The organism is Pseudomonas sp. LS.1a (assembly GCF_022533585.1).
Taxonomy (GTDB): domain Bacteria; phylum Pseudomonadota; class Gammaproteobacteria; order Pseudomonadales; family Pseudomonadaceae; genus Aquipseudomonas.
In genome coordinates, this window is record NZ_CP092827.1 from 592,709 (window position 1) to 610,149 (window position 17,441).

At 65.2% G+C, this 17,441-nt stretch carries 15 protein-coding genes; 4 read left to right on the top strand and 11 right to left on the bottom strand.

Annotated features, from left to right (window positions below; all coding sequences use genetic code 11):
* Positions 1 to 31: 31 nt before the first annotated feature.
* The 3 genes from mpl to MKK04_RS02700 are packed head-to-tail and all read left to right on the top strand — an operon-like array spanning position 32 to position 2,291.
* The gene (gene mpl / locus MKK04_RS02690) at positions 32 to 1,381 is read left to right on the top strand and encodes a UDP-N-acetylmuramate:L-alanyl-gamma-D-glutamyl-meso-diaminopimelate ligase (protein WP_063911089.1); all 1,350 of its coding nucleotides are present in this window, start codon (positions 32 to 34) and stop codon (positions 1,379 to 1,381) included.
* Complete coding sequence (gene ubiX / locus MKK04_RS02695) at positions 1,378 to 2,007, top strand: flavin prenyltransferase UbiX (RefSeq protein ID WP_016715383.1); 630 nt, start codon at positions 1,378 to 1,380, stop codon at positions 2,005 to 2,007. Before mpl ends, ubiX begins: the two co-directional genes overlap by 4 nt.
* Entirely contained in the window at positions 2,004 to 2,291 is a 288-nt protein-coding gene (locus MKK04_RS02700) for a YceK/YidQ family lipoprotein (protein WP_233688377.1), read from the top strand. The genes ubiX and MKK04_RS02700 overlap by 4 nt, the downstream gene beginning before the upstream one ends.
* 108 nt (positions 2,292 to 2,399) lie before the next feature.
* Here the strand turns inward: MKK04_RS02700 and MKK04_RS02705 are convergent, their stop codons facing one another.
* From MKK04_RS02705 to MKK04_RS02735, 7 genes are all read right to left on the bottom strand, one after another.
* Entirely contained in the window at positions 2,400 to 3,044 is a 645-nt protein-coding gene (locus MKK04_RS02705; protein WP_207832796.1) for an oxidoreductase, read from the bottom strand.
* Between the two features lie 27 nt (positions 3,045 to 3,071).
* Positions 3,072 to 4,805, bottom strand: coding sequence for a C13 family peptidase (locus MKK04_RS02710; protein WP_207832798.1), 1,734 nt, complete (start codon positions 4,803 to 4,805; stop codon positions 3,072 to 3,074).
* 586 nt (positions 4,806 to 5,391) lie between these two features.
* The gene (locus MKK04_RS02715; protein WP_233688305.1) at positions 5,392 to 6,456 is read right to left on the bottom strand and encodes a 2,3-butanediol dehydrogenase; all 1,065 of its coding nucleotides are present in this window, start codon (positions 6,454 to 6,456) and stop codon (positions 5,392 to 5,394) included.
* Positions 6,457 to 6,508: 52 nt separating this feature from the next.
* Positions 6,509 to 7,615 (bottom strand): acetoin dehydrogenase dihydrolipoyllysine-residue acetyltransferase subunit, encoded by a 1,107-nt coding sequence (locus MKK04_RS02720; RefSeq protein WP_233688291.1) that lies wholly within the window; start codon positions 7,613 to 7,615, stop codon positions 6,509 to 6,511.
* A complete protein-coding gene (locus MKK04_RS02725; RefSeq protein ID WP_013970705.1) occupies positions 7,612 to 8,634 on the bottom strand; it encodes an alpha-ketoacid dehydrogenase subunit beta in 1,023 nt (340 codons plus the stop codon). Before MKK04_RS02725 ends, MKK04_RS02720 begins: the two co-directional genes overlap by 4 nt.
* A 33-nt stretch (positions 8,635 to 8,667) precedes the next feature.
* A complete protein-coding gene (locus MKK04_RS02730; RefSeq protein ID WP_207832806.1) occupies positions 8,668 to 9,645 on the bottom strand; it encodes a thiamine pyrophosphate-dependent dehydrogenase E1 component subunit alpha in 978 nt (325 codons plus the stop codon).
* A 22-nt stretch (positions 9,646 to 9,667) separates the two neighbouring features.
* Positions 9,668 to 10,723: an ATP-NAD kinase family protein gene (locus MKK04_RS02735; protein ID WP_241106206.1), complete on the bottom strand. Its 1,056-nt coding sequence runs from the start codon at positions 10,721 to 10,723 to the stop codon at positions 9,668 to 9,670.
* Between the two features lie 283 nt (positions 10,724 to 11,006).
* Here MKK04_RS02735 and MKK04_RS02740 point away from each other — a divergent pair, with 283 nt between their 5' ends.
* The gene (locus tag MKK04_RS02740) at positions 11,007 to 12,860 is read left to right on the top strand and encodes a sigma-54-dependent Fis family transcriptional regulator (protein ID WP_063911097.1); all 1,854 of its coding nucleotides are present in this window, start codon (positions 11,007 to 11,009) and stop codon (positions 12,858 to 12,860) included.
* Between the two features lie 192 nt (positions 12,861 to 13,052).
* On the opposite strand, the gene accC is transcribed toward MKK04_RS02740, so the two are convergent.
* The 4 genes from accC to MKK04_RS02760 form a co-directional block, all read right to left on the bottom strand.
* Positions 13,053 to 14,408 (bottom strand): acetyl-CoA carboxylase biotin carboxylase subunit, encoded by a 1,356-nt coding sequence (gene accC, locus MKK04_RS02745; RefSeq protein ID WP_046615992.1) that lies wholly within the window; start codon positions 14,406 to 14,408, stop codon positions 13,053 to 13,055.
* 17 nt (positions 14,409 to 14,425) lie between these two features.
* On the bottom strand, positions 14,426 to 14,890 hold the full coding sequence (gene accB / locus MKK04_RS02750; RefSeq protein WP_207832813.1) for an acetyl-CoA carboxylase biotin carboxyl carrier protein: 465 nt from the start codon (positions 14,888 to 14,890) through the stop codon (positions 14,426 to 14,428).
* 100 nt (positions 14,891 to 14,990) lie between these two features.
* Entirely contained in the window at positions 14,991 to 15,446 is a 456-nt protein-coding gene (aroQ, locus tag MKK04_RS02755) for a type II 3-dehydroquinate dehydratase (protein ID WP_003255330.1), read from the bottom strand.
* 179 nt (positions 15,447 to 15,625) lie between these two features.
* Entirely contained in the window at positions 15,626 to 17,398 is a 1,773-nt protein-coding gene (locus tag MKK04_RS02760) for a protein-disulfide reductase DsbD (protein WP_241106207.1), read from the bottom strand.
* Positions 17,399 to 17,441 lie beyond the last annotated feature (43 nt).

The following is a 17,441-nucleotide window of genomic DNA, read 5'->3' on the forward strand; positions in this document are numbered from 1 at the left end:
TACCCTGCCTCGATGTTTTGCGAGGTCGACCATGCATATTCACATTCTCGGTATTTGCGGCACTTTCATGGGCTCGCTGGCGGTGCTGGCCAAGGAACTTGGCCACCGCGTCACTGGCTCGGACGCCAACGTCTATCCCCCGATGAGCACTCAGCTCGAAGCCCAGGGCATCGAGCTGACCCAAGGCTATGACCCGGCCCAGCTGGACCCGGCGCCAGACCTGGTGGTCATCGGCAACGCCATGTCGCGTGGCAACCCGGCGGTGGAGTACGTGCTGAACAAGGGCCTGCCCTATGTTTCCGGCCCGCAGTGGCTGGCCGATCACGTGCTGCAGGGCCGCTGGGTGCTGGCCGTTGCCGGTACCCACGGCAAGACCACGACCAGCAGCATGCTGGCCTGGGTGCTGGAGCACGCCGGCATGAGCCCGGGCTTCCTGATCGGCGGTGTGCCGCAGAACTTCTCGGTGTCGGCGCGCCTGGGCGATACGCCGTTCTTCGTGGTCGAAGCCGACGAGTACGATAGCGCCTTCTTCGACAAGCGCTCGAAGTTCGTCCATTACCATCCACGCACGGCGATCCTCAACAACCTTGAGTTCGACCATGCGGACATCTTCCCCGACCTGGCCTCGATCGAGCGGCAGTTCCATCACCTGGTGCGCACCATCCCCAGCGAAGGCCTGGTCATCCACCCCACTACCGAGCTGGCGCTGGAGCGGGTGATCGGCATGGGCTGCTGGACCCCGGTGCAGACCACTGGCGAAGGTGGGCAGTGGCAAGCGCGTCTGCTCAGCCCCGACGGCTCGCGCTTTGAAGTGCTGTTCGACGGCGAAGTGCAGGGCGTGGTGGATTGGGCACTCACTGGCCAGCACAACGTCGCCAACGCCCTGGCCACCCTGGCAGCGGCGCGCCATGTAGGTGTGGTGCCAGCCATGGGCATCGAAGGCCTGAGTGCCTTCAAGAGCGTCAAGCGGCGCATGGAGAAGGTTGCCGAAGTGCAGGGCGTGACCATCTACGATGACTTTGCCCACCACCCGACCGCCATCGCCACCACCCTCGACGGCCTGCGCAAGCGCGTTGGCGAGGCCCCGGTGATCGCCGTGATCGAGCCGCGCTCCAACTCGATGAAGCTCGGTGCCCACCGTGACGGCCTGCCGGAAAGCGTCAACGACGCCGACCAAGTGATCTGGTACGCCCCGGCCAACCTGGGCTGGGACCTGGCTGCCACTGCCGCGCAATGCAAAGTGCCCAGCGTGGTGGCCGACAGCCTCGAAGCGATCATCGAGCGAGTCAAGGGCCAGGCCCGCCCAGGTACCCACGTTGTGATCATGAGCAATGGCGGCTTCGGCGGCCTGCACGGCAAGCTGGCCGAGGCACTGAAGTGAGCGGGCCGGAACGCATCACCCTGGCCATGACGGGCGCCTCTGGCGCCCAGTATGGCCTGCGCCTGCTCGACTGCCTGGTGCGTGAGGACCGCGAGGTGCACTTCCTGATCTCCAAGGCCGCGCAACTGGTGATGGCCACCGAGACCGACGTGTTGCTGCCGGCCAAGCCGCAGGCGATGCAGGCCTTTCTCACCGAATACACCGGAGCCGCCGACGGGCAGATCCGCGTGTATGGCAAGGAAGACTGGATGTCGCCGGTGGCCTCGGGTTCCGGCGCCCCGGCGGCGATGGTGGTGGTGCCCTGTTCCACCGGCACCTTGTCGGCGATTGCCACCGGTGCCTGCAACAACCTGATCGAGCGTGCTGCCGACGTTACCCTCAAGGAGCGTCGCCAGCTGATCCTGGTGCCGCGCGAAGCGCCGTTCTCCACCATCCACCTGGAGAACATGCTCAAGCTGTCGCAGATGGGCGCGGTGATCCTGCCGGCGGCGCCGGGCTTTTATCACCAGCCGCAGACCATCGATGACCTGGTCGACTTTGTCGTCGCGCGCATTCTCAACCTGCTGAACATTCCCCAGGACATGTTGCCGCGTTGGGGTGAGCACCATTTCGGGGTGGATGATTGAAGCGAGCGCTGGCGGTTGTGCTGGCGCTGGTGCTGCTCGGTGGCTGTGCCACGGTGCGCACGCTGGATGCCAACAAGCCCGGGGCGCCGGTGGTGTATGCCGGTACCCGGCTGGATTTGTATGTGATCAATGGCGGGTGTTGCCCGCGTGATCATTATGGGGCTGATGCCCCGGCGTACCCGGGGCTGGACCTGCCCGGGAGCATGCTGCTCGATACCCTGTTGCTGCCGTTGTCGTTGCTGACAGCGGCCGGTGTAGGCTTCCAGGCCACTGGCGGCCTGTAAGGGCCCTTTCGCGGGCACGCCCGCTCCCACAGGTTCTGTGTAATCCTCAAGTGATCACAGTACCTGTGGGAGCGGGCGTGCCCGCGAAGAGGCCATCACCAGTGAAGCCTATTTCTTGCCTAACCTGCGCAACTCATCCGACTCCACGATCCGCACCCCGTCTTCCTCCTCCAGCGCCAGCCGCCACAGCGCCCGGGCCAAGGTACAAGCCTCGATCCCCCGATATTTCCCGGGTATCAGCCTGGAAAACGGCGACATCAGCTTTTCCCCGAGCCGCGGCTGGACCCGCTCGCCCAGCAGCAACGACGGCCGCACGATGGTCAGCTGCGGCCAATCCTGGGCCTTGAGTGCCTCTTCCATCTCGCCCTTTACCCGGTTGTAGAAAATCGACGATTTCGGGTCGGCGCCCAGCGCACTGACCACCAGCAGATGCCGCGCGCCCAACTCCCGGGCACGCTTGCTGAAGGCCACCACCATGTCGAGGTCCACCGCACGGAAGGCCGATTCGGAGCCGGCCTGCTTCAGCGTGGTACCCAGGCAGCAATAGGCGATATCGACCCGCCCGGCCAGCTGCGGGAGGAACACCGCCGGGTCGCCCACCGGGTTTTCCAGGTGCGGATGCTCGGCCAATGGCCGGCGGGTAGGCGCCAGTACGCGGGTGATGGTTGGCTCGTTGAGCAGGCGGTCGAGCAGGTGTTCACCTGTCAGACCCGTGGCACCGGCAAGCAGGACATGCTGAGGCGTCAAATACATGATGTCTCTCCCTTGTTACACACAAGCTTAGTGGCTGCGTGGCGTTTGCGCCTGTTCCCCCACGGTGGCCTGTGCGGCGTTACGCAATGCTTCTTCGGCCTGCTGCCGGCGCAGGTGCTGCCAGTGCTCGAGCACACTCGGCGGCGCCCACAGCTGCGGTTCAGAGGCCTCGAAACCTTCCCTTTGTTCTCTTTCGGCAACGCTGGCGCGCGCCAGTTCAAACGCCTGTTTCAGGTCGTCGGTCTGGTTCAGCGCCTCGGCGAACAGGGCATCGCCAAAGTAGGTGAAATCGGCTTCTTCCGAGCAACCGAAGGACACGCGGTCGGCCCGGGCGGCGGTCATGATCACCGTGCGCTCATCCTTGAGCGCTGCGATGTAGCCCCCTGAATAGCAGGCGGATATGACGATGACCTTGTCGCGATCCTTCAGCGGTGCCAGGGCGCTGGCCAGTTCGTCGGTGGACAGGTCGGCCAGCTGCAGGCGCGGCTGGTCGAGCACCAGCTGGTGGTCCTGGCTGCCATGGCTGGTGAGGTAGATGAACACCAGGTCTTCGGGGCCGCTGCGCTCGGCCAGGGTGCGGGCAGCGCGGGTGAGGTTCTCGCGCGTGGCCATGGCGCGGGTGGTCATATGGTCGCGGTGGTTGACCAAGGTTACCTGGCCGCGGGCGCCAAAACGCACCTTGAGCATGTTGCTGACGTAGTCGGCTTCGCGCAGGAACACGCTCTGCTGGCCATCGCCGGCCACCACCAGGCTGTATAGCTGGACCGGTGGTGTCGAGCGCGGTACCCGGGCCAGTGCCTCGTCCAGCAACCGGCCCTGATTGAGCAACGCCAGGTCCAGCGGGTCGGGCAACAGCTTGCCATTCTGGTCGCGTATGCGCACACCGTTGCTCCAGGTGCCGCTTTCGACCTTGCCGCTGGCCAGGATCAGCCGGCCCTGACCGTGGTAGGCATCATTGAGGAAGCCGCCGATGTACTTGCTGCCGTCGGCCAGTTGCAGGCTGCCCTGGCCCGACAGGCGCCAGTCGGCGAAGGTACCTTTGTAGTGGCTGCCGTCGCTGCCCAGCAGTTCGCCTTCGCCGACCAGCGAACCGTCCTTGAATTCGCCGATCCACACATCACCCTCGGCGTTTTCGTAGCGGCCACGGCCCTCCAGGCGGTTGTCCTTGAACTCGCCGATGTACTGCTCGCCGTCGACGCTGTCGTAGGTGCCGCTGCCTTCCAGCTGGCCGTTGATGAAGCGGCCGCTGAACTGGTTGCCGCTGGCATCGCTGCGCACCCCGGCACCGTTGGGCTTGCCCTTGGCGAACAGGCCCTGGTAACGGCTGCCGTCGGCCAGTTCCAGCTCGCCGGCGCCTTCATACAGGTCGTCCTTGAACTGGCCGCGGTAGGTCTGGTCGGCTTGCTTGAGGGTACCTTCGCCGTCGCGGCGGCCTCGGCTGAAGGTGCCGGCATAGTGGCTGCCCGGGGTGGTCAGCTCACCCAGCCCCTGGAACAGCCCTGCGGCGAACTGGCCACGGTACACCTCGCCGTTGCGCCCGTGCCATTCGCCCTGGCCGTGCCATTGGCCGTCCTTGAAGCTGCCGGCGTACCAGCTGCCGTTGGGGTAGTCGATCCGGCCTTCGCCTTGCAGCAGGCCATCGACCACCTGCCCCCGGTACCGTCCACCGTCGGGCAGACGCGCGTCCGGCGGGAGCAGCGATTCGCCATCGCCGCAGGCGGCGAGCAGCAGGACCAGGGTGATGGGGAGCAATGGACGCATGGCGAGAACCGGGCAATAGGTCTGCCGAGTATGACGCAGAATGGGATCCTGAAACAGCGAACGCATGTGCTGGTGCAGCTCTCGAGCCTGCACTGCATCGAAAAGCTGGCACGGTCCCTGTGGGAGCGGGCGTGCCCGCGAACACCGGCGACGCCGGTGCCATGCAGCGCGTGGTCTTCTTCGCGGGTAAACCCGCTCCCACAGGTCCAGCGGTGACTTTCAGCTTTGCGCAATACCTGTGGGAGCGGCTTTAGCCGCGAACACCGGCGAAGCCGGTGCCATGCACCGTGTGGTCTTCTTCGCGGGTAAACCCGCTCCCACAGGTCCAGCGGTGACTTTCAGCTTTGCGCAATACCTGTGGGAGCGGCTTTAGCCGCGAACACCGGCGAAGCCGGTGCCAGGCACCGTGTGGTCTTCTTCGCGGGTAAACCCGCTCCCACAGGTCCAGCGGTGACTTTCAGCTTTGCGCAATACCTGTGGGAGCGGCTTTAGCCGCGAACACCGGCGAAGCCGGTGCCAGGCACCGCGTCGCCTGCTTCGCGGGCACGCCCGCTCCCACAGGTTCCGTTTAGCCTTTGAGGTGCAATCAGCGCACGCCCGGCGAAACGATGATTTTCACGTTCTCCTCCTTGTTGTTGACCAACTCCTCGAAGCCCAGCTCGACAATCTGCTCCAGTCCGATCCGCCCGGTCACCAGCGGGCGAATATCCAGCCTGCCGTCAGCGATGAAGGCAATCACATCGGCAAACTCGCCGTTATAGGCCAACGCCCCCAGCACCTGCTTTTCAGTGGACACCAGTTCGAAGAAGTTGAACTCGCTCGGCTCCTCGAATATCCCCACCAACACGCACTTGCCCGCCTTGCGGATGGTGTCGATGGCCAGCTTGGCCGTGTGCTTGTTGCCGATGCATTCAAAACTCACATCCGCTCCCAGCCCGGCAGTCAGCTTGCGGATTTCCGCCAAGGCGTCGCACTGGCTGGGGTCCAGCACTACGCTGGCGCCAACTTCTTTAGCCTTGGCCTTGCGCGCCGAGGACATTTCCAGGGCGATCACCTGCGCCGCCCCCGCTGCCTTGGCACACATGATGGTGCACAGGCCGATGGTGCCGGCGCCGACCACCACCACGGTCTGGCCCAGCAGGCTACCGGCCTTTTTCACCGCATGCATGCCCACCGCCAGCGGCTCGATCAGCGCCCCGGCCTCCGACGGGAAACCCTGCGGCAGCCGGTACAGCAGGTTGGCGGGCACGTTGACAAGCTCGGCGAAGGCACCGTTGTTCATCAGGCCGGTGAAGGCCAGACGCTCGCAGATGTTGTACAGGCCATGGGTGCAGTAGTAGCAGGTGCCGCAATGCTGGCAGGCGTCCGCAGCCACCGGGTCGCCGACGGCAAAACCTTCCACGCCTTCACCCAGCTTGGCAATCTGGCCGCAGAACTCGTGGCCGAGGATGCACTGGCCCTGGATGCCGGTCAGCGGGTGCGGTGCCTCCACCGGGATGAATACCGGGCCGGCGACGTATTCGTGCAGGTCGGAGCCGCAGATGCCGCACCAGTCCACCTTGATCTGCACCCATCCGGGCGCAGGGTCGGCCGGCAGGGGCACCTGTTCGACGCGAATGTCATTGCGGCCATGCCAGACGGCGGCGCGCATGTGGGTGTGGCTCAGGTCGTTCATGGGTTTTCTCCAGGCTCACGGAAAGGGCTTAGTGCTTGCGCAGGAATGCGAGCAGTTGCTGGTTGACCTGTTCGGCCGCTTCCATCTGCACCATGTGCCCAGCCTCAGGCAGCACCAGCACTTCAGCCTCCAGCCCTTCGGCATGGCTGGCCGGGATGATCGCGTCCTTGCCGCCCCACACCACCAGGGCCGGGTGTTGCCCCAGCACCCCGCGCAGGTCGTGGCGCTGTCGGTCGCCGTCGGCGATGGCCGATGCCAGCAGGCGCAACGCGTCGTCCACCCCTTCCAGGCGCTTGAACTTGAGCATGTCCTCTAGCATCTGCCGGGTGACCAGTGCCGGGTCGGCAAACAGCTGCACCATCTGCGGCTTGAGGGCATTGCGGTTGGCGGCAGCGACGAAGCCTTGCAGGTACTGCCCGTTGATCGCCTCGCCCAGCCCGGCGCTGGCCACCAGGCTCAGGCTGGCCACCCGCTGCGGTGCCAGGCGCGCCACGTTCAGGCTGACTGCGCCGCCCATGGAGTGGCCGGCCAGGTGGGCCTTGGTGATGTCCAGGTGGTCGAGCAGGGCCAGCACGGTTTCGCTCAGTTCATCCAGGTCGCCGCGTTGCAGGGCCTTGCCCGACTCACCATGCCCCGGCAGGTCGAGGGCGATCACCCGCCGCTCGGCTGCCAGCGCTGGGTGGTTGAACAGCCAGTTGTTGAGGTCGCCGCCAAAGCCGTGCACCAGCACCAGCGGCGTGCCGCCATCGCCCAGCTCGAACCAGCGCAGCAGGCGACCGCCCACTTCCGCCTTCTGTGGCACTGGCCCCTGGGCCTGGTCAGCGCCACCTTCGGCGACGAACTCGGCCTGGAAGCGCTGCACCACGGCATCGATTTCAGCCTCTTCGGCTTCCCCTTCCACCACCACTGCCAGCAGCGCACCGACCGGCAGGGTTTCATCCGGCCTGGCCACCTGGCGACGCAGTACGCCGCTGAACGGGGCTTCGACGCTGCTGCTGATCTTGTCGGTCTCGACGTCCAGCACCTCGTCGCCCTTGTTGATTTCATCACCTTCCTGCTTCAGCCAGGTGTCCACCCGGCCCTCGGTCATCGACAGGCCCCACTTGGGCATGGTCAGGGTATGGATCTGGCTCATGCGGCACTCCTTGCGGCTTCGATCACTTTGCGTACCGCAGCCTCGATCTTCGCCGCGTCAGGGATGTACAGGTCTTCCAGTGCATCGGAGAACGGCACAGGAGTATGCGGGGCGGTGACCATCTCGATCGGGCCCTTGAGCGCGCCGAAGGCCTTCTGCGCCACCAGTGCGCTGATGTCGGTGGCCATGGAGCAGCGTGGGTTGGCTTCGTCGATCACCACCAGGCGGCCGGTCTTTTCCACGCTTTCCAGAATGCTGTCTTCGTCCAGCGGGCTGGTGGTGCGCAGGTCCAGCACCTCGCAGTCGATACCCTGGCGGGCCAGGTTGTTGGCGGCCTCCAGCGCCACATGCACCATGCGGCCGTAGGTCACCAGGGTCACATCGTCGCCATCACGCAGGAAGTTGGCTTCGCCGAACGGCACGGTGTAGACCTCTTCCGGCACCTCGCCTTGCATGCTGTACAGCAGCTTGTGCTCGCAGAAGATCACCGGGTCGTTGTCGCGGATCGCCTGTATCAACAGGCCCTTGGCATCGTACGGCGAGGACGGGCAGACCACCTTCAGGCCGGGGATATGCGTCCATAGCGAGGTGAGCATCTGCGAGTGCTGGGCCGCTGCGCGCAGGCCGGCGCCGTACATGGTGCGCATCACCAGCGGGGTGACCGCCTTGCCGCCGAACATGTAGCGGAACTTGGCGGCCTGGTTGAGGATCTGGTCCAGGCAGCAGCCGGCGAAGTCGACGAACATCAGCTCGCACACCGGGCGCAGGCCCTGGGTGGCGGCACCGACGGCGGCGCCGACGTAGCCGATTTCCGACAGCGGCGCGTCGAGCACGCGCCCCGGGAACTGGTGGTACAGGCCCTTGGTCACGCCCAGCACGCCACCCCAGGCGTCATCCTCGCCGGGGGCACCGGCGCCGCCGGCGACGTCTTCGCCAATGATGAACACCGTGTTGTCGCGGCGCATTTCCTGGGCCAGGGCTTCGTTGATGGCCTGCTGGTAGCTGATCTTTCTTGCCATGGTGATTCTCCTGTTGTTCTTGTAATCCGCGGCTCAGGGGTAGGCGACGTAGACGTCGGTGAGCAGGTCGGCGGGCTGTGGCTTGGGATCGGACTTGGCGCGGCGCACAGCGTCTTCGATCAGGTCTTCGACGCGGGCGTCGATGGCGTCCAGTTGCGCAGCCGTGAGCAGGCCGGCGCGGGTGGTCTTGTTGCGGAACTGCATGAGGCAGTCGCGGGATTCGCGCAGGTTCTTCACTTCATCGGGGGCGCGGTAGGTTTGTGCATCGCCTTCGAAATGGCCGTAGTAGCGGCTGAGCTTGACCTCGATCAGCGATGGGCCTTGCCCGGAACGTGCGCGCTCGATGGCAGCACCGGCGGCCTCGTACACGGCAAAGAAGTCGAAACCGTCGATGGTGACGCCGGGCATGCCGAAACCGGCAGCGCGGTCGGCGATGTGGTCGCAGGCCACCGACCAGGTCGAGGCGGTGGCTTCGGCGTAGCCGTTGTTCTCGGCCACGAAGATGCACGGCAGGTTCATGATCGATGCCATGTTCATGGCCTCGAACACGGCACCTTCGTTGGAAGCGCCATCGCCGAAGAATGCCACCGACACATCGTCGTTGCCCTTGATCTTGGCCGCCAACGCGGCGCCGGCCACCAAGGGGGCACCGGCACCGACGATGCCGTTGGCGCCGAGCATGCCTTTTTCCAGGTCGGCGATGTGCATCGAGCCGCCTTTACCGCCGCAAACGCCGGTCTTCTTGCCGTAGATCTCGGCCATCATGCCGTACACGTCGACCCCCTTGGCGATGCAGTGGCCATGGCCGCGGTGGGTCGAGGCGATGCAGTCGCTGTCGCGCAGGTGGGCCATGACCCCGGCAGCGGAAGCCTCTTCGCCGGCATACAGATGGACGAAGCCGGGGATCTCGCCGGTGGCGAACTCCACGTGCAGGCGCTCCTCGAAGGCGCGGATGGTGCGCATCACTTCATAGGCATGCAGCAATTGTTCGGTACTGAGTTGATTGGACATCTTGTTGTTCTCCAGGGTTGTCTCAACACGGGTTTGCAGGGTGCAACCGGTGGCCGCGCGGTACGGCCAGCAGGTGATGGCGGGCGGCATGCGCCAGCACGGCCTCGACGTCCACGCTCAATGGGCCTTGGTGGTCGAGGGTGATAGTGGGGGTATCGCGCTCGGCGAATTCGATTTCGCGTTCGCCGTCCAGCGCCAGCGTGCCGCTGGCCAGGCTCAGGCGGTGGGCGACGCCGGGCGTCAGTGGGCCGCTGGCGGTGATGCCGCAGCCTTGCAGCAGGCCGGGTGCCAGCGGCGCGAGCAGCGCTTGTTCGGCGCCGGGGTTCAGGCGTACCCAGGCGCCGTGCGGGTCCTGGCGCGAGACCGGGCACCACAGGCCGCACAGGGCCGAGAGGCCGATGGCATGGGGTTCGGCGAAACAGGCGAAGACTTCGCAAAGGTCCTCGCTGCGGCTCAGTGCCCGAGCGCCGATGAAACGCTGGGGCGACACCGCCACCTCCACCAGGGCCCATTCGGCAAGCTGCTGCTCGGGCACCTTCACCAGCAGGCGCTTGTTGCGGCGCAGGCCGATGCTGGCCGGTACCCGGCCGCTGGCAAGCAGGCCGCCGGCCAGGCCGGCGCTGGTGGCCTCGCGCAGTTCGGGGAAAGCATTGTTGGTGCCGGTGGACAAGGTCAGCAGCGGTACGTCACCGGCCTCGGCGGCCACTGCCTTGTGGGTGCCGTCGCCGCCGAGCACGGCGATCATCGCCACGCCTCGCTCGACCATGCGGCGGGTGGCCAGGCGGGTATCGGCAACGGTCTGGGTCAGCGGCAGGTCGAGTATTTCGAGGGCCGGCCAGTGCTGGTCACGGGCTGCCGGGCCCTGGCTGGCCTTGAGCACGGCGGCGGCGATGCCGGTCATGTCGCTGGGCAGCAACACCTGGCCGATGCCGGTGGCACCAAAGGCAGCGAGCAGGCGCTGGATTGCCGAGGCCTTGTCGGTGCTCGAATAGAGCCCGGCGTTGGCGGTCAGGCGGCGCAGGTCGCGGCCAGAGGCAGGGTTGGCAACGATCCCGACGGTCGGGGCGGGTAGCGGCATGGCGCACCTCGTATTCTTGTTTGTCAGGGCAGGAGCAAGCGCGGTGCCAGCTTCTTTTGAATTGGCTGAAGTGCCTGCAATAGAGCGGTTTCATTGCGCCCCGTCAGGTGCTGATGGTTCTGCTGGCGAGACGCCCGGTGCCAGCGCTGGGCCGACCTTGCCGAGACGCTGAGACGCTGCGTCTCAAGCCGGCCGGTAATCACGCAGTGCTTGTCGGGGCATGCCCGGAAGCGCTTAATGGCCGGACAACGATAAAAACAGCAACGAGAACCGGAGGGCCTGAATGCTTGCCGCGAACTCCCGAGCCCATGTCGACTGCGTCAGCAGGGTGTTGAAGAATGCCGACCGCCTGCCGCAGGCGCCGGTGCCACCGCTGATTCTCGATTCATGGCGCCGCTCCATGGAGCTGTACCGCCTCGATCCCGGGTCCCAGCAGGGGCCGCGCATCCTGTCCCAAAGCCTGCTCAACGAATGCCGCGAACGCGCCGAACTGTTCCTGCGCATTGCCAGCGATGCCGTGGCCCGCTTGCATGAGCGGGTACGCGGTGCCGACTACTGCGTGTTGCTCACCGATGCCCTGGGGCGCACCATCGATTACCGGGTCGAGTCGGCCATCCGCAACGACTGCCGCAAGGCCGGGCTGTACCTGGGCACCTGCTGGTCGGAGGGCGAGGAGGGCACCTGCGGCGTGGCGGCGGTGTTGACCAGCAAGGCCCCGGTCACGGTGCACAAGCGCGACCACTTCCGCGCTGCGTTCATTGGCCTGACCTGTACGGCGGCGCCGGTGTTCGACCCGCTGGGCGAGTTGCTGGGCGTCGTGGATGTCTCGGCCCTGCAGTCGCCGGACGACCGCCGCAGCCAGCACCTTATCCGCCAATTGGTCGAGCAGACCGCCCGCGAGATCGAAAATGCCTTCTTCATGCACAGCGCCCAGGGCCATTGGGTGATGCGCGCCCATGGCACGCCGGGTTATGTGGAAAGCCAGCCCGACTACTTGTTGGCCTGGGATGCCGATGGCCGCCTGCAGGCGATCAACAGCCTGGCGCGTCAGCGGTTGGTGGCGCACCTGGGGCGTTTGCCCGAGCACATTGGCGAGCTGTTCGACATGGACCAGCTGCGCCGTGTGAACGCATCGTCCGCTCAACGCCTGCCGGGCCTGGGTGGGCTATACGGCCGGGTCAGCGCACCCCGCCAGCGCCAGCCTGCGCAGCCGTTGCGTCAGGCCCAGGACGCCCGCATCGAGCAGCACCTGCGGTTGGCCACACGGGTCAAGGACTGCAACCTGGCGGTGCTGGTGCAAGGCGAGACCGGGGCTGGCAAAGAGGTGTTCGCCCGCCAGCTGCACCAGCAAAGCCTGCGTCGCGATGGCCCGTTCGTCACCCTGAACTGCGCGGCCATTCCGGAAAGCCTGATCGAGAGCGAGCTGTTCGGCTATGTGGCCGGGGCCTTCACCGGTGCTTCCAGCAAAGGCATGCAGGGGCTTTTGCAGCAGGCCGATGGCGGCACGCTGTTCCTCGACGAAATCGGTGACATGCCGCTGAACCTGCAAACCCGGTTGCTGCGCGTGCTGGCCGAGGGTGAAGTGGCGCCGCTGGGCGCGGCGCGGCGGGAGCGGGTGGATATCCAGGTGATTTGCGCGACCCATCGTGATTTGGCGGCGATGGTGGAGGAGGGGCGTTTTCGTGAGGATTTGTACTTCCGCCTGGCCAATGCCCGGTTCGAGTTGCCGCCGCTGCGCGAGCGTGAGGACCGCCTGGGGCTGATTCACCAGTTGCTGGCCGAGGAGGCCGAGGCCTGTGGGGTTGAGGTGGTGCTGGCGGATGATGCGCTGCAGGCGCTGCTGGTTTACCGCTGGCCGGGGAATTTGCGCCAGCTGCGTCAGGTGTTGCGCTATGCCTGTGCGGTGAGTGAGGGCGGGCGGGTGCAGTTGCAGGACCTGCCGCAGGAGGTGCGGGGTGAAGCGGTTGGCTCGGCTGAAAGCGGGGTGTCGTGCCCGGCGCGGCAGTTGTTGCTGGATGCGCTGATCCGCCATCGCTGGAAGCCGGCCGATGCGGCGCGGGCCCTGGGGATATCGCGGGCGACCTTGTACCGGCGGGTTCATGAGCATCACATCGAGATGCCGCGGATGAAGGGGTAGGGTCCTGGGGGCGCGTTGCGCCCCTTTCGCGACACAAGGCCGCTCCCACAGGTACAGCGTCAACCTTGAGACCTTGCGAAACCCTGTGGGAGCGGCCTTGTGTCGCGATGGGCCGCAAAGCGGCCCCAGGATCTCCCAGGCAATAAAAAACCCCGGCACAAGTCCGGGGTTTCGGTACATCACACTACGCGATCACTCCTGGCTAGCCAGTTTGTGCTCGAGGTAGTGAATGTTGACGCCGCCTTTGCAGAAACCTTCATCACGCACCAGGTCGCGGTGCAGCGGGATGTTGGTCTTGATGCCGTCGACGACGATCTCGTCCAGGGCATTGCGCATGCGCGCCATGGCTTCGTCGCGGTCCTTGCCGTAGGTGATCAGCTTGCCGATCAGCGAGTCGTAGTTCGGCGGAACCGAGTAACCGCTGTACAGGTGCGAGTCCACACGCACGCCGTTGCCGCCCGGGGCGTGGAAGTGCTTCACCTTGCCTGGGCTCGGGATGAACTTCTTCGGGTCTTCGGCGTTGATACGGCATTCCAGCGCATGGCCACGGATCACCACGTCTTCCTGGCGGAACGACAGCTTGTTGCCAGCGGCGATGCTCAGCATCTCCTTGACGATGTCGATACCAGTGACCATCTCCGAAACCGGGTGCTCAACCTGCACGCGGGTGTTCATCTCGATGAAGTAGAAGCGGCCGTTCTCGTACAGGAACTCGAAAGTACCCGCACCACGGTAGCCGATCTCGATGCACGCATCGACGCAGCGCTTGAACACTTCCTGACGGGCTTTTTCATCGATGCCCGGGGCTGGCGCTTCTTCCAGCACCTTCTGGTGGCGGCGCTGCAGCGAGCAGTCACGGTCACCCAGGTGGATGGCGTTGCCCTGGCCGTCGGACAGTACCTGTACTTCCACGTGGCGTGGGTTGGTCAGGAACTTCTCCAGGTAGACCATCGGGTTGCCGAAGGCGGCACCGGCTTCGGTACGGGTGAGCTTGGCCGAGGCAATCAGGTCCTCTTCCTTGTGCACCACGCGCATGCCGCGACCACCACCGCCACCGGCGGCCTTGATGATCACCGGGTAGCCGACGTCACGAGCGATCGCCAGGGCGACCTCTTCGTCTTCCGGCAGCGGGCCATCGGAGCCCGGCACGGTCGGTACGCCCGACTTGATCATCGCGTCCTTGGCCGAAACCTTGTCGCCCATCAGGCGAATGGTGTCGGCTTTCGGGCCGATGAAGGCGAAACCGGATTTTTCCACCTGCTCGGCGAAGTCGGCGTTTTCCGCCAGGAAGCCGTAGCCCGGGTGGATCGCGGTGGCGCCGGTCACTTCGGCGGCAGCGATGATCGCCGGGATATGCAGGTAGGAATCCTTGGACGATGCAGGGCCGATGCAGACCGACTCGTCTGCCAGGCCCAGGTGCATCAGTTCACGGTCGGCGGTGGAGTGCACGGCGACGGTCTTGATACCCAGCTCTTTGCAGGCACGCAGGATCCGCAGGGCAATTTCCCCGCGGTTGGCGATCAGGACTTTTTCGAGCTTCCCAGACATCGTTGGCTCTCCGCGATTCAAACGATGGTGAACAGCGGCTGGTCGAATTCAACCGGCTGGCCGTCTTCTACCAGGATGGCGTCGATGACACCGCCAACATCGGCTTCGATGTGGTTCATCATCTTCATGGCTTCAACGATGCACAGGGTGTCGCCTTTCTTCACGGTCTGGCCAACTTCAGCGAAGTTCGGCGAGGTCGGCGAAGGCTTGCGGTAGAAGGTACCTACCATCGGCGAGCGGATCACGGTGCCTTTCAGGGCCGGGGCGGCGGCAGCGGCTTCAGCGGCCGGAGCGGCAGCGGCGGCGACCGGGGCAGCAACAGGGGCAGCGGCTACCGGAGCCGGTGCGAAGTACTGCTGGGCAGCTGGGGTCTTGCTGTGACGGCTGATACGGACCGACTCTTCGCCTTCCTTGATCTCCAGTTCGTCGATGCCAGACTCTTCCAGCAGCTCGATCAGTTTCTTGACTTTACGGATATCCATTAATCATCAACTCCCAAAGGTTCGGTCAGGGGGCGAAATACAAAAAAACGTATCTGAAACGTTTCTCTCGAACCCTGGCCCACTGAGGCCAGGGTTTTCATCATTTGGGCTGTGCGTTGGCAGCCAGTTGTTCCAGCGCGGACTCCAGGGCCAGGCGATAACCGCTGGCGCCCAGGCCGCAGATCACCCCTACGGCAACATCGGAAAAGTAGGAGTGGTGGCGGAACGGTTCGCGTTTGTGCACGTTGGACAGGTGCACTTCGATGAATGGGATGCTCACCGCAAGCAATGCGTCACGTAATGCGACGCTTGTGTGGGTGAAAGCAGCCGGATTGATCAGGATGAAGTCCACACCCTCGTTGCGTGCGGCGTGAATGCGGTCGATCAGTTCGTATTCAGCATTGCTCTGCAGGTACTGCAGATGGTGGCCTGCGGCGCGGGCACGTTGCTCCAGGTCCTGGTTGATCTGGGCCAGGGTCACGGCGCCGTAGTGGCCAGGCTCGCGGGTACCGAGCAGGTTGAGGTTGGGGCCGTGAAGCACCAGTAGCGTTGCCATCTGCGGATTCCTTGGATTTGTAGGGCAATTCGACACAGCGCGGCGAGTGTGCCGTAAAGCGACGGCAAGTGTCCAGTTCCCGGCAATAGCCAGCACGATGTCCGAGGTTCGCGCGAAGTATGTGACCAAATGATTAGGTTTGGTCACTGATTTCAGGATTTTTCACAGCTCGGGGGAAGTTATAGACCGACTTTGTCGCGTACGCGTGTCAGAATTTGCGCAAATTCACCGGCATTTATCTCGCCAATGACCCGATCAGCGGTTATTTCGCTACCGTTCGCGGCAAAGAACAACAGGGCAGGAGGGCCGAACAGCTGGTAGCGGTCGAGCAGGCTGCGTTGGTCGGCATTGCTTTCGGTGATGTCGAAACGCAGCAGTTTGAAGCCGGCCAGCTGTGCTTGCACCTGCGGCGCGGTCAACACCTCGCGCTCGATCACCTTGCAGCTGATGCACCAGTCGGCGTACCAGTCCAGCAGTACCGGCTGGCCGGCCGCCTTGGCCTGGGCCAGTGCGGCGTCCAGTGCGGCGGGGGTAGTGATGGTCTGCCAGCTATCCGCCTGCACCGCCGGGCTGTTGCCGGTGGCCACAAGGGTTGCCGGCGGTAGCGGGCGCAGCGGGTCGCCCTGGCCGCTGAGGGCGCCGTACCAGCAGGCCAGGGCGTACACCAGCAAGGCCAGGCCAAGCAGTTGGGCCAGGCGCTGGCGTGCGGTCTTGACGACGAACTCGAGGGCGCCGAGGAACAGTGCCACGCCAGCGGCGAGGAACCCGACCAGCAGCAAGGTCATCGGGCCCGGCAACACACGGCTGAGCAAGCCGATGGCCAGGCCCAGCAGCAGGACGCCGATGGCGTTTTTCACCGTGTTCAGCCAAGGGCCGCTTTTCGGCAGCCAGGCCGCGCCACCGGTGGCCACCAGCAGCAAGGGGGCGCCCATGCCCAGGCCCAGGGCGAACAGCTTGAGTGCGCCACCCAGGGCATCGCCGCTGGCGCTGATGTACAGCAACGCACCGGCCAGGGGCGCCGACACACATGGCGAAACCAGCAGGCTGGAGAGCACGCCGAGTATTGCCGCGCCCAGCAGCGAGCCGCCCCGGGTGTGGCTGGCGACATTGTTCAGACGGTTGCTCAAGGCCTGCGGCAGTTTCAGCTCGAACAGGCCGAACATGGCCAGGGCAAACACCACGAAGAACAGCGCGAAAGGCACCAGCACCCAGGCCGACTGCAGGCGTGCCTGCAGGTTCAGGCCGGCGCCGAACAGCCCCATGAGGGCACCGAGTACCGCGAAGCTGGCCGCCATCGGCAGCACGTAGGCCAGCGACAGCGCCAGCCCGCGCAGGCCACCGGCCTGGCCTCGCAGCACCACGCCGGAGAGGATCGGCAGCATCGGCAGCACGCAGGGGGTGAAGGTCAGGCCGACCCCGGCGAGGAAGAACAGCAGCAGCGACTTCCAGGTCCAGGCGTGTTCAGCGGTGGCCGGGGTGCCTGCGCCGCCTTCGCCATCGATGCTCAGGCGTGCGGTTTCCGGTGGGTAGCACAGGCCTTTGTCGGCGCAGCCCTGGTAGCCCACCAGCAGGGTGAAGGCACGCGGATCGTTGCGCGGCAGCTCGATATCGAGCACGCCGTGGTACACCTCGACATCGCCGAAGAATTCATCGTGCTTGGCCTCGCCCTTGGGGATGTTCGGTGTGCCTAGGGCAATGTCGGCCGGTTCGGTGCGGAACTGGAAGCGGTGGCGGTAGAGGTAGTAGCCATCGGTGGCGACGAAGCGCAGCTTGATGGTTTGCGCATCGGCCTGCACCAGGTTGAGCTTGAAGGCCTCGTGTACCGGCAGGAAGTCGGCGTTGTTGGCCAGTGACGCGGCGCCGAGGGTGGCACTGGGGCGGTTGTCGAGCAGGCCTGTGGCGAAGGCAGGGCTGGCCAGCAGCAGGAACAGCAGGAAAAACAGGCGGCGCATGGCGGACTCGCGAGGTGGAACGTGCTGGGCATGATAGCGGAGT

Coding starts and splice junctions, on each gene's coding strand:
- MKK04_RS02705 (WP_207832796.1), bottom strand. CDS start 3,044: ATGTATTTGACGCCTCAGCATGTCCTGCTTGCCGGTGCCACGGGTCTG.
- MKK04_RS02760 (WP_241106207.1), bottom strand. CDS start 17,398: ATGCGCCGCCTGTTTTTCCTGCTGTTCCTGCTGCTGGCCAGCCCTGCC.
- MKK04_RS02730 (WP_207832806.1), bottom strand. CDS start 9,645: ATGTCCAATCAACTCAGTACCGAACAATTGCTGCATGCCTATGAAGTG.
- aroQ (WP_003255330.1), bottom strand. CDS start 15,446: ATGGCAACGCTACTGGTGCTTCACGGCCCCAACCTCAACCTGCTCGGT.
- MKK04_RS02710 (WP_207832798.1), bottom strand. CDS start 4,805: ATGCGTCCATTGCTCCCCATCACCCTGGTCCTGCTGCTCGCCGCCTGC.
- MKK04_RS02725 (WP_013970705.1), bottom strand. CDS start 8,634: ATGGCAAGAAAGATCAGCTACCAGCAGGCCATCAACGAAGCCCTGGCC.
- MKK04_RS02715 (WP_233688305.1), bottom strand. CDS start 6,456: ATGCGCGCCGCCGTCTGGCATGGCCGCAATGACATTCGCGTCGAACAG.
- accC (WP_046615992.1), bottom strand. CDS start 14,408: ATGTCTGGGAAGCTCGAAAAAGTCCTGATCGCCAACCGCGGGGAAATT.
- mpl (WP_063911089.1), top strand. CDS start 32: ATGCATATTCACATTCTCGGTATTTGCGGCACTTTCATGGGCTCGCTG.
- MKK04_RS02735 (WP_241106206.1), bottom strand. CDS start 10,723: ATGCCGCTACCCGCCCCGACCGTCGGGATCGTTGCCAACCCTGCCTCT.
- accB (WP_207832813.1), bottom strand. CDS start 14,890: ATGGATATCCGTAAAGTCAAGAAACTGATCGAGCTGCTGGAAGAGTCT.
- MKK04_RS02740 (WP_063911097.1), top strand. CDS start 11,007: ATGCTTGCCGCGAACTCCCGAGCCCATGTCGACTGCGTCAGCAGGGTG.
- MKK04_RS02720 (WP_233688291.1), bottom strand. CDS start 7,615: ATGAGCCAGATCCATACCCTGACCATGCCCAAGTGGGGCCTGTCGATG.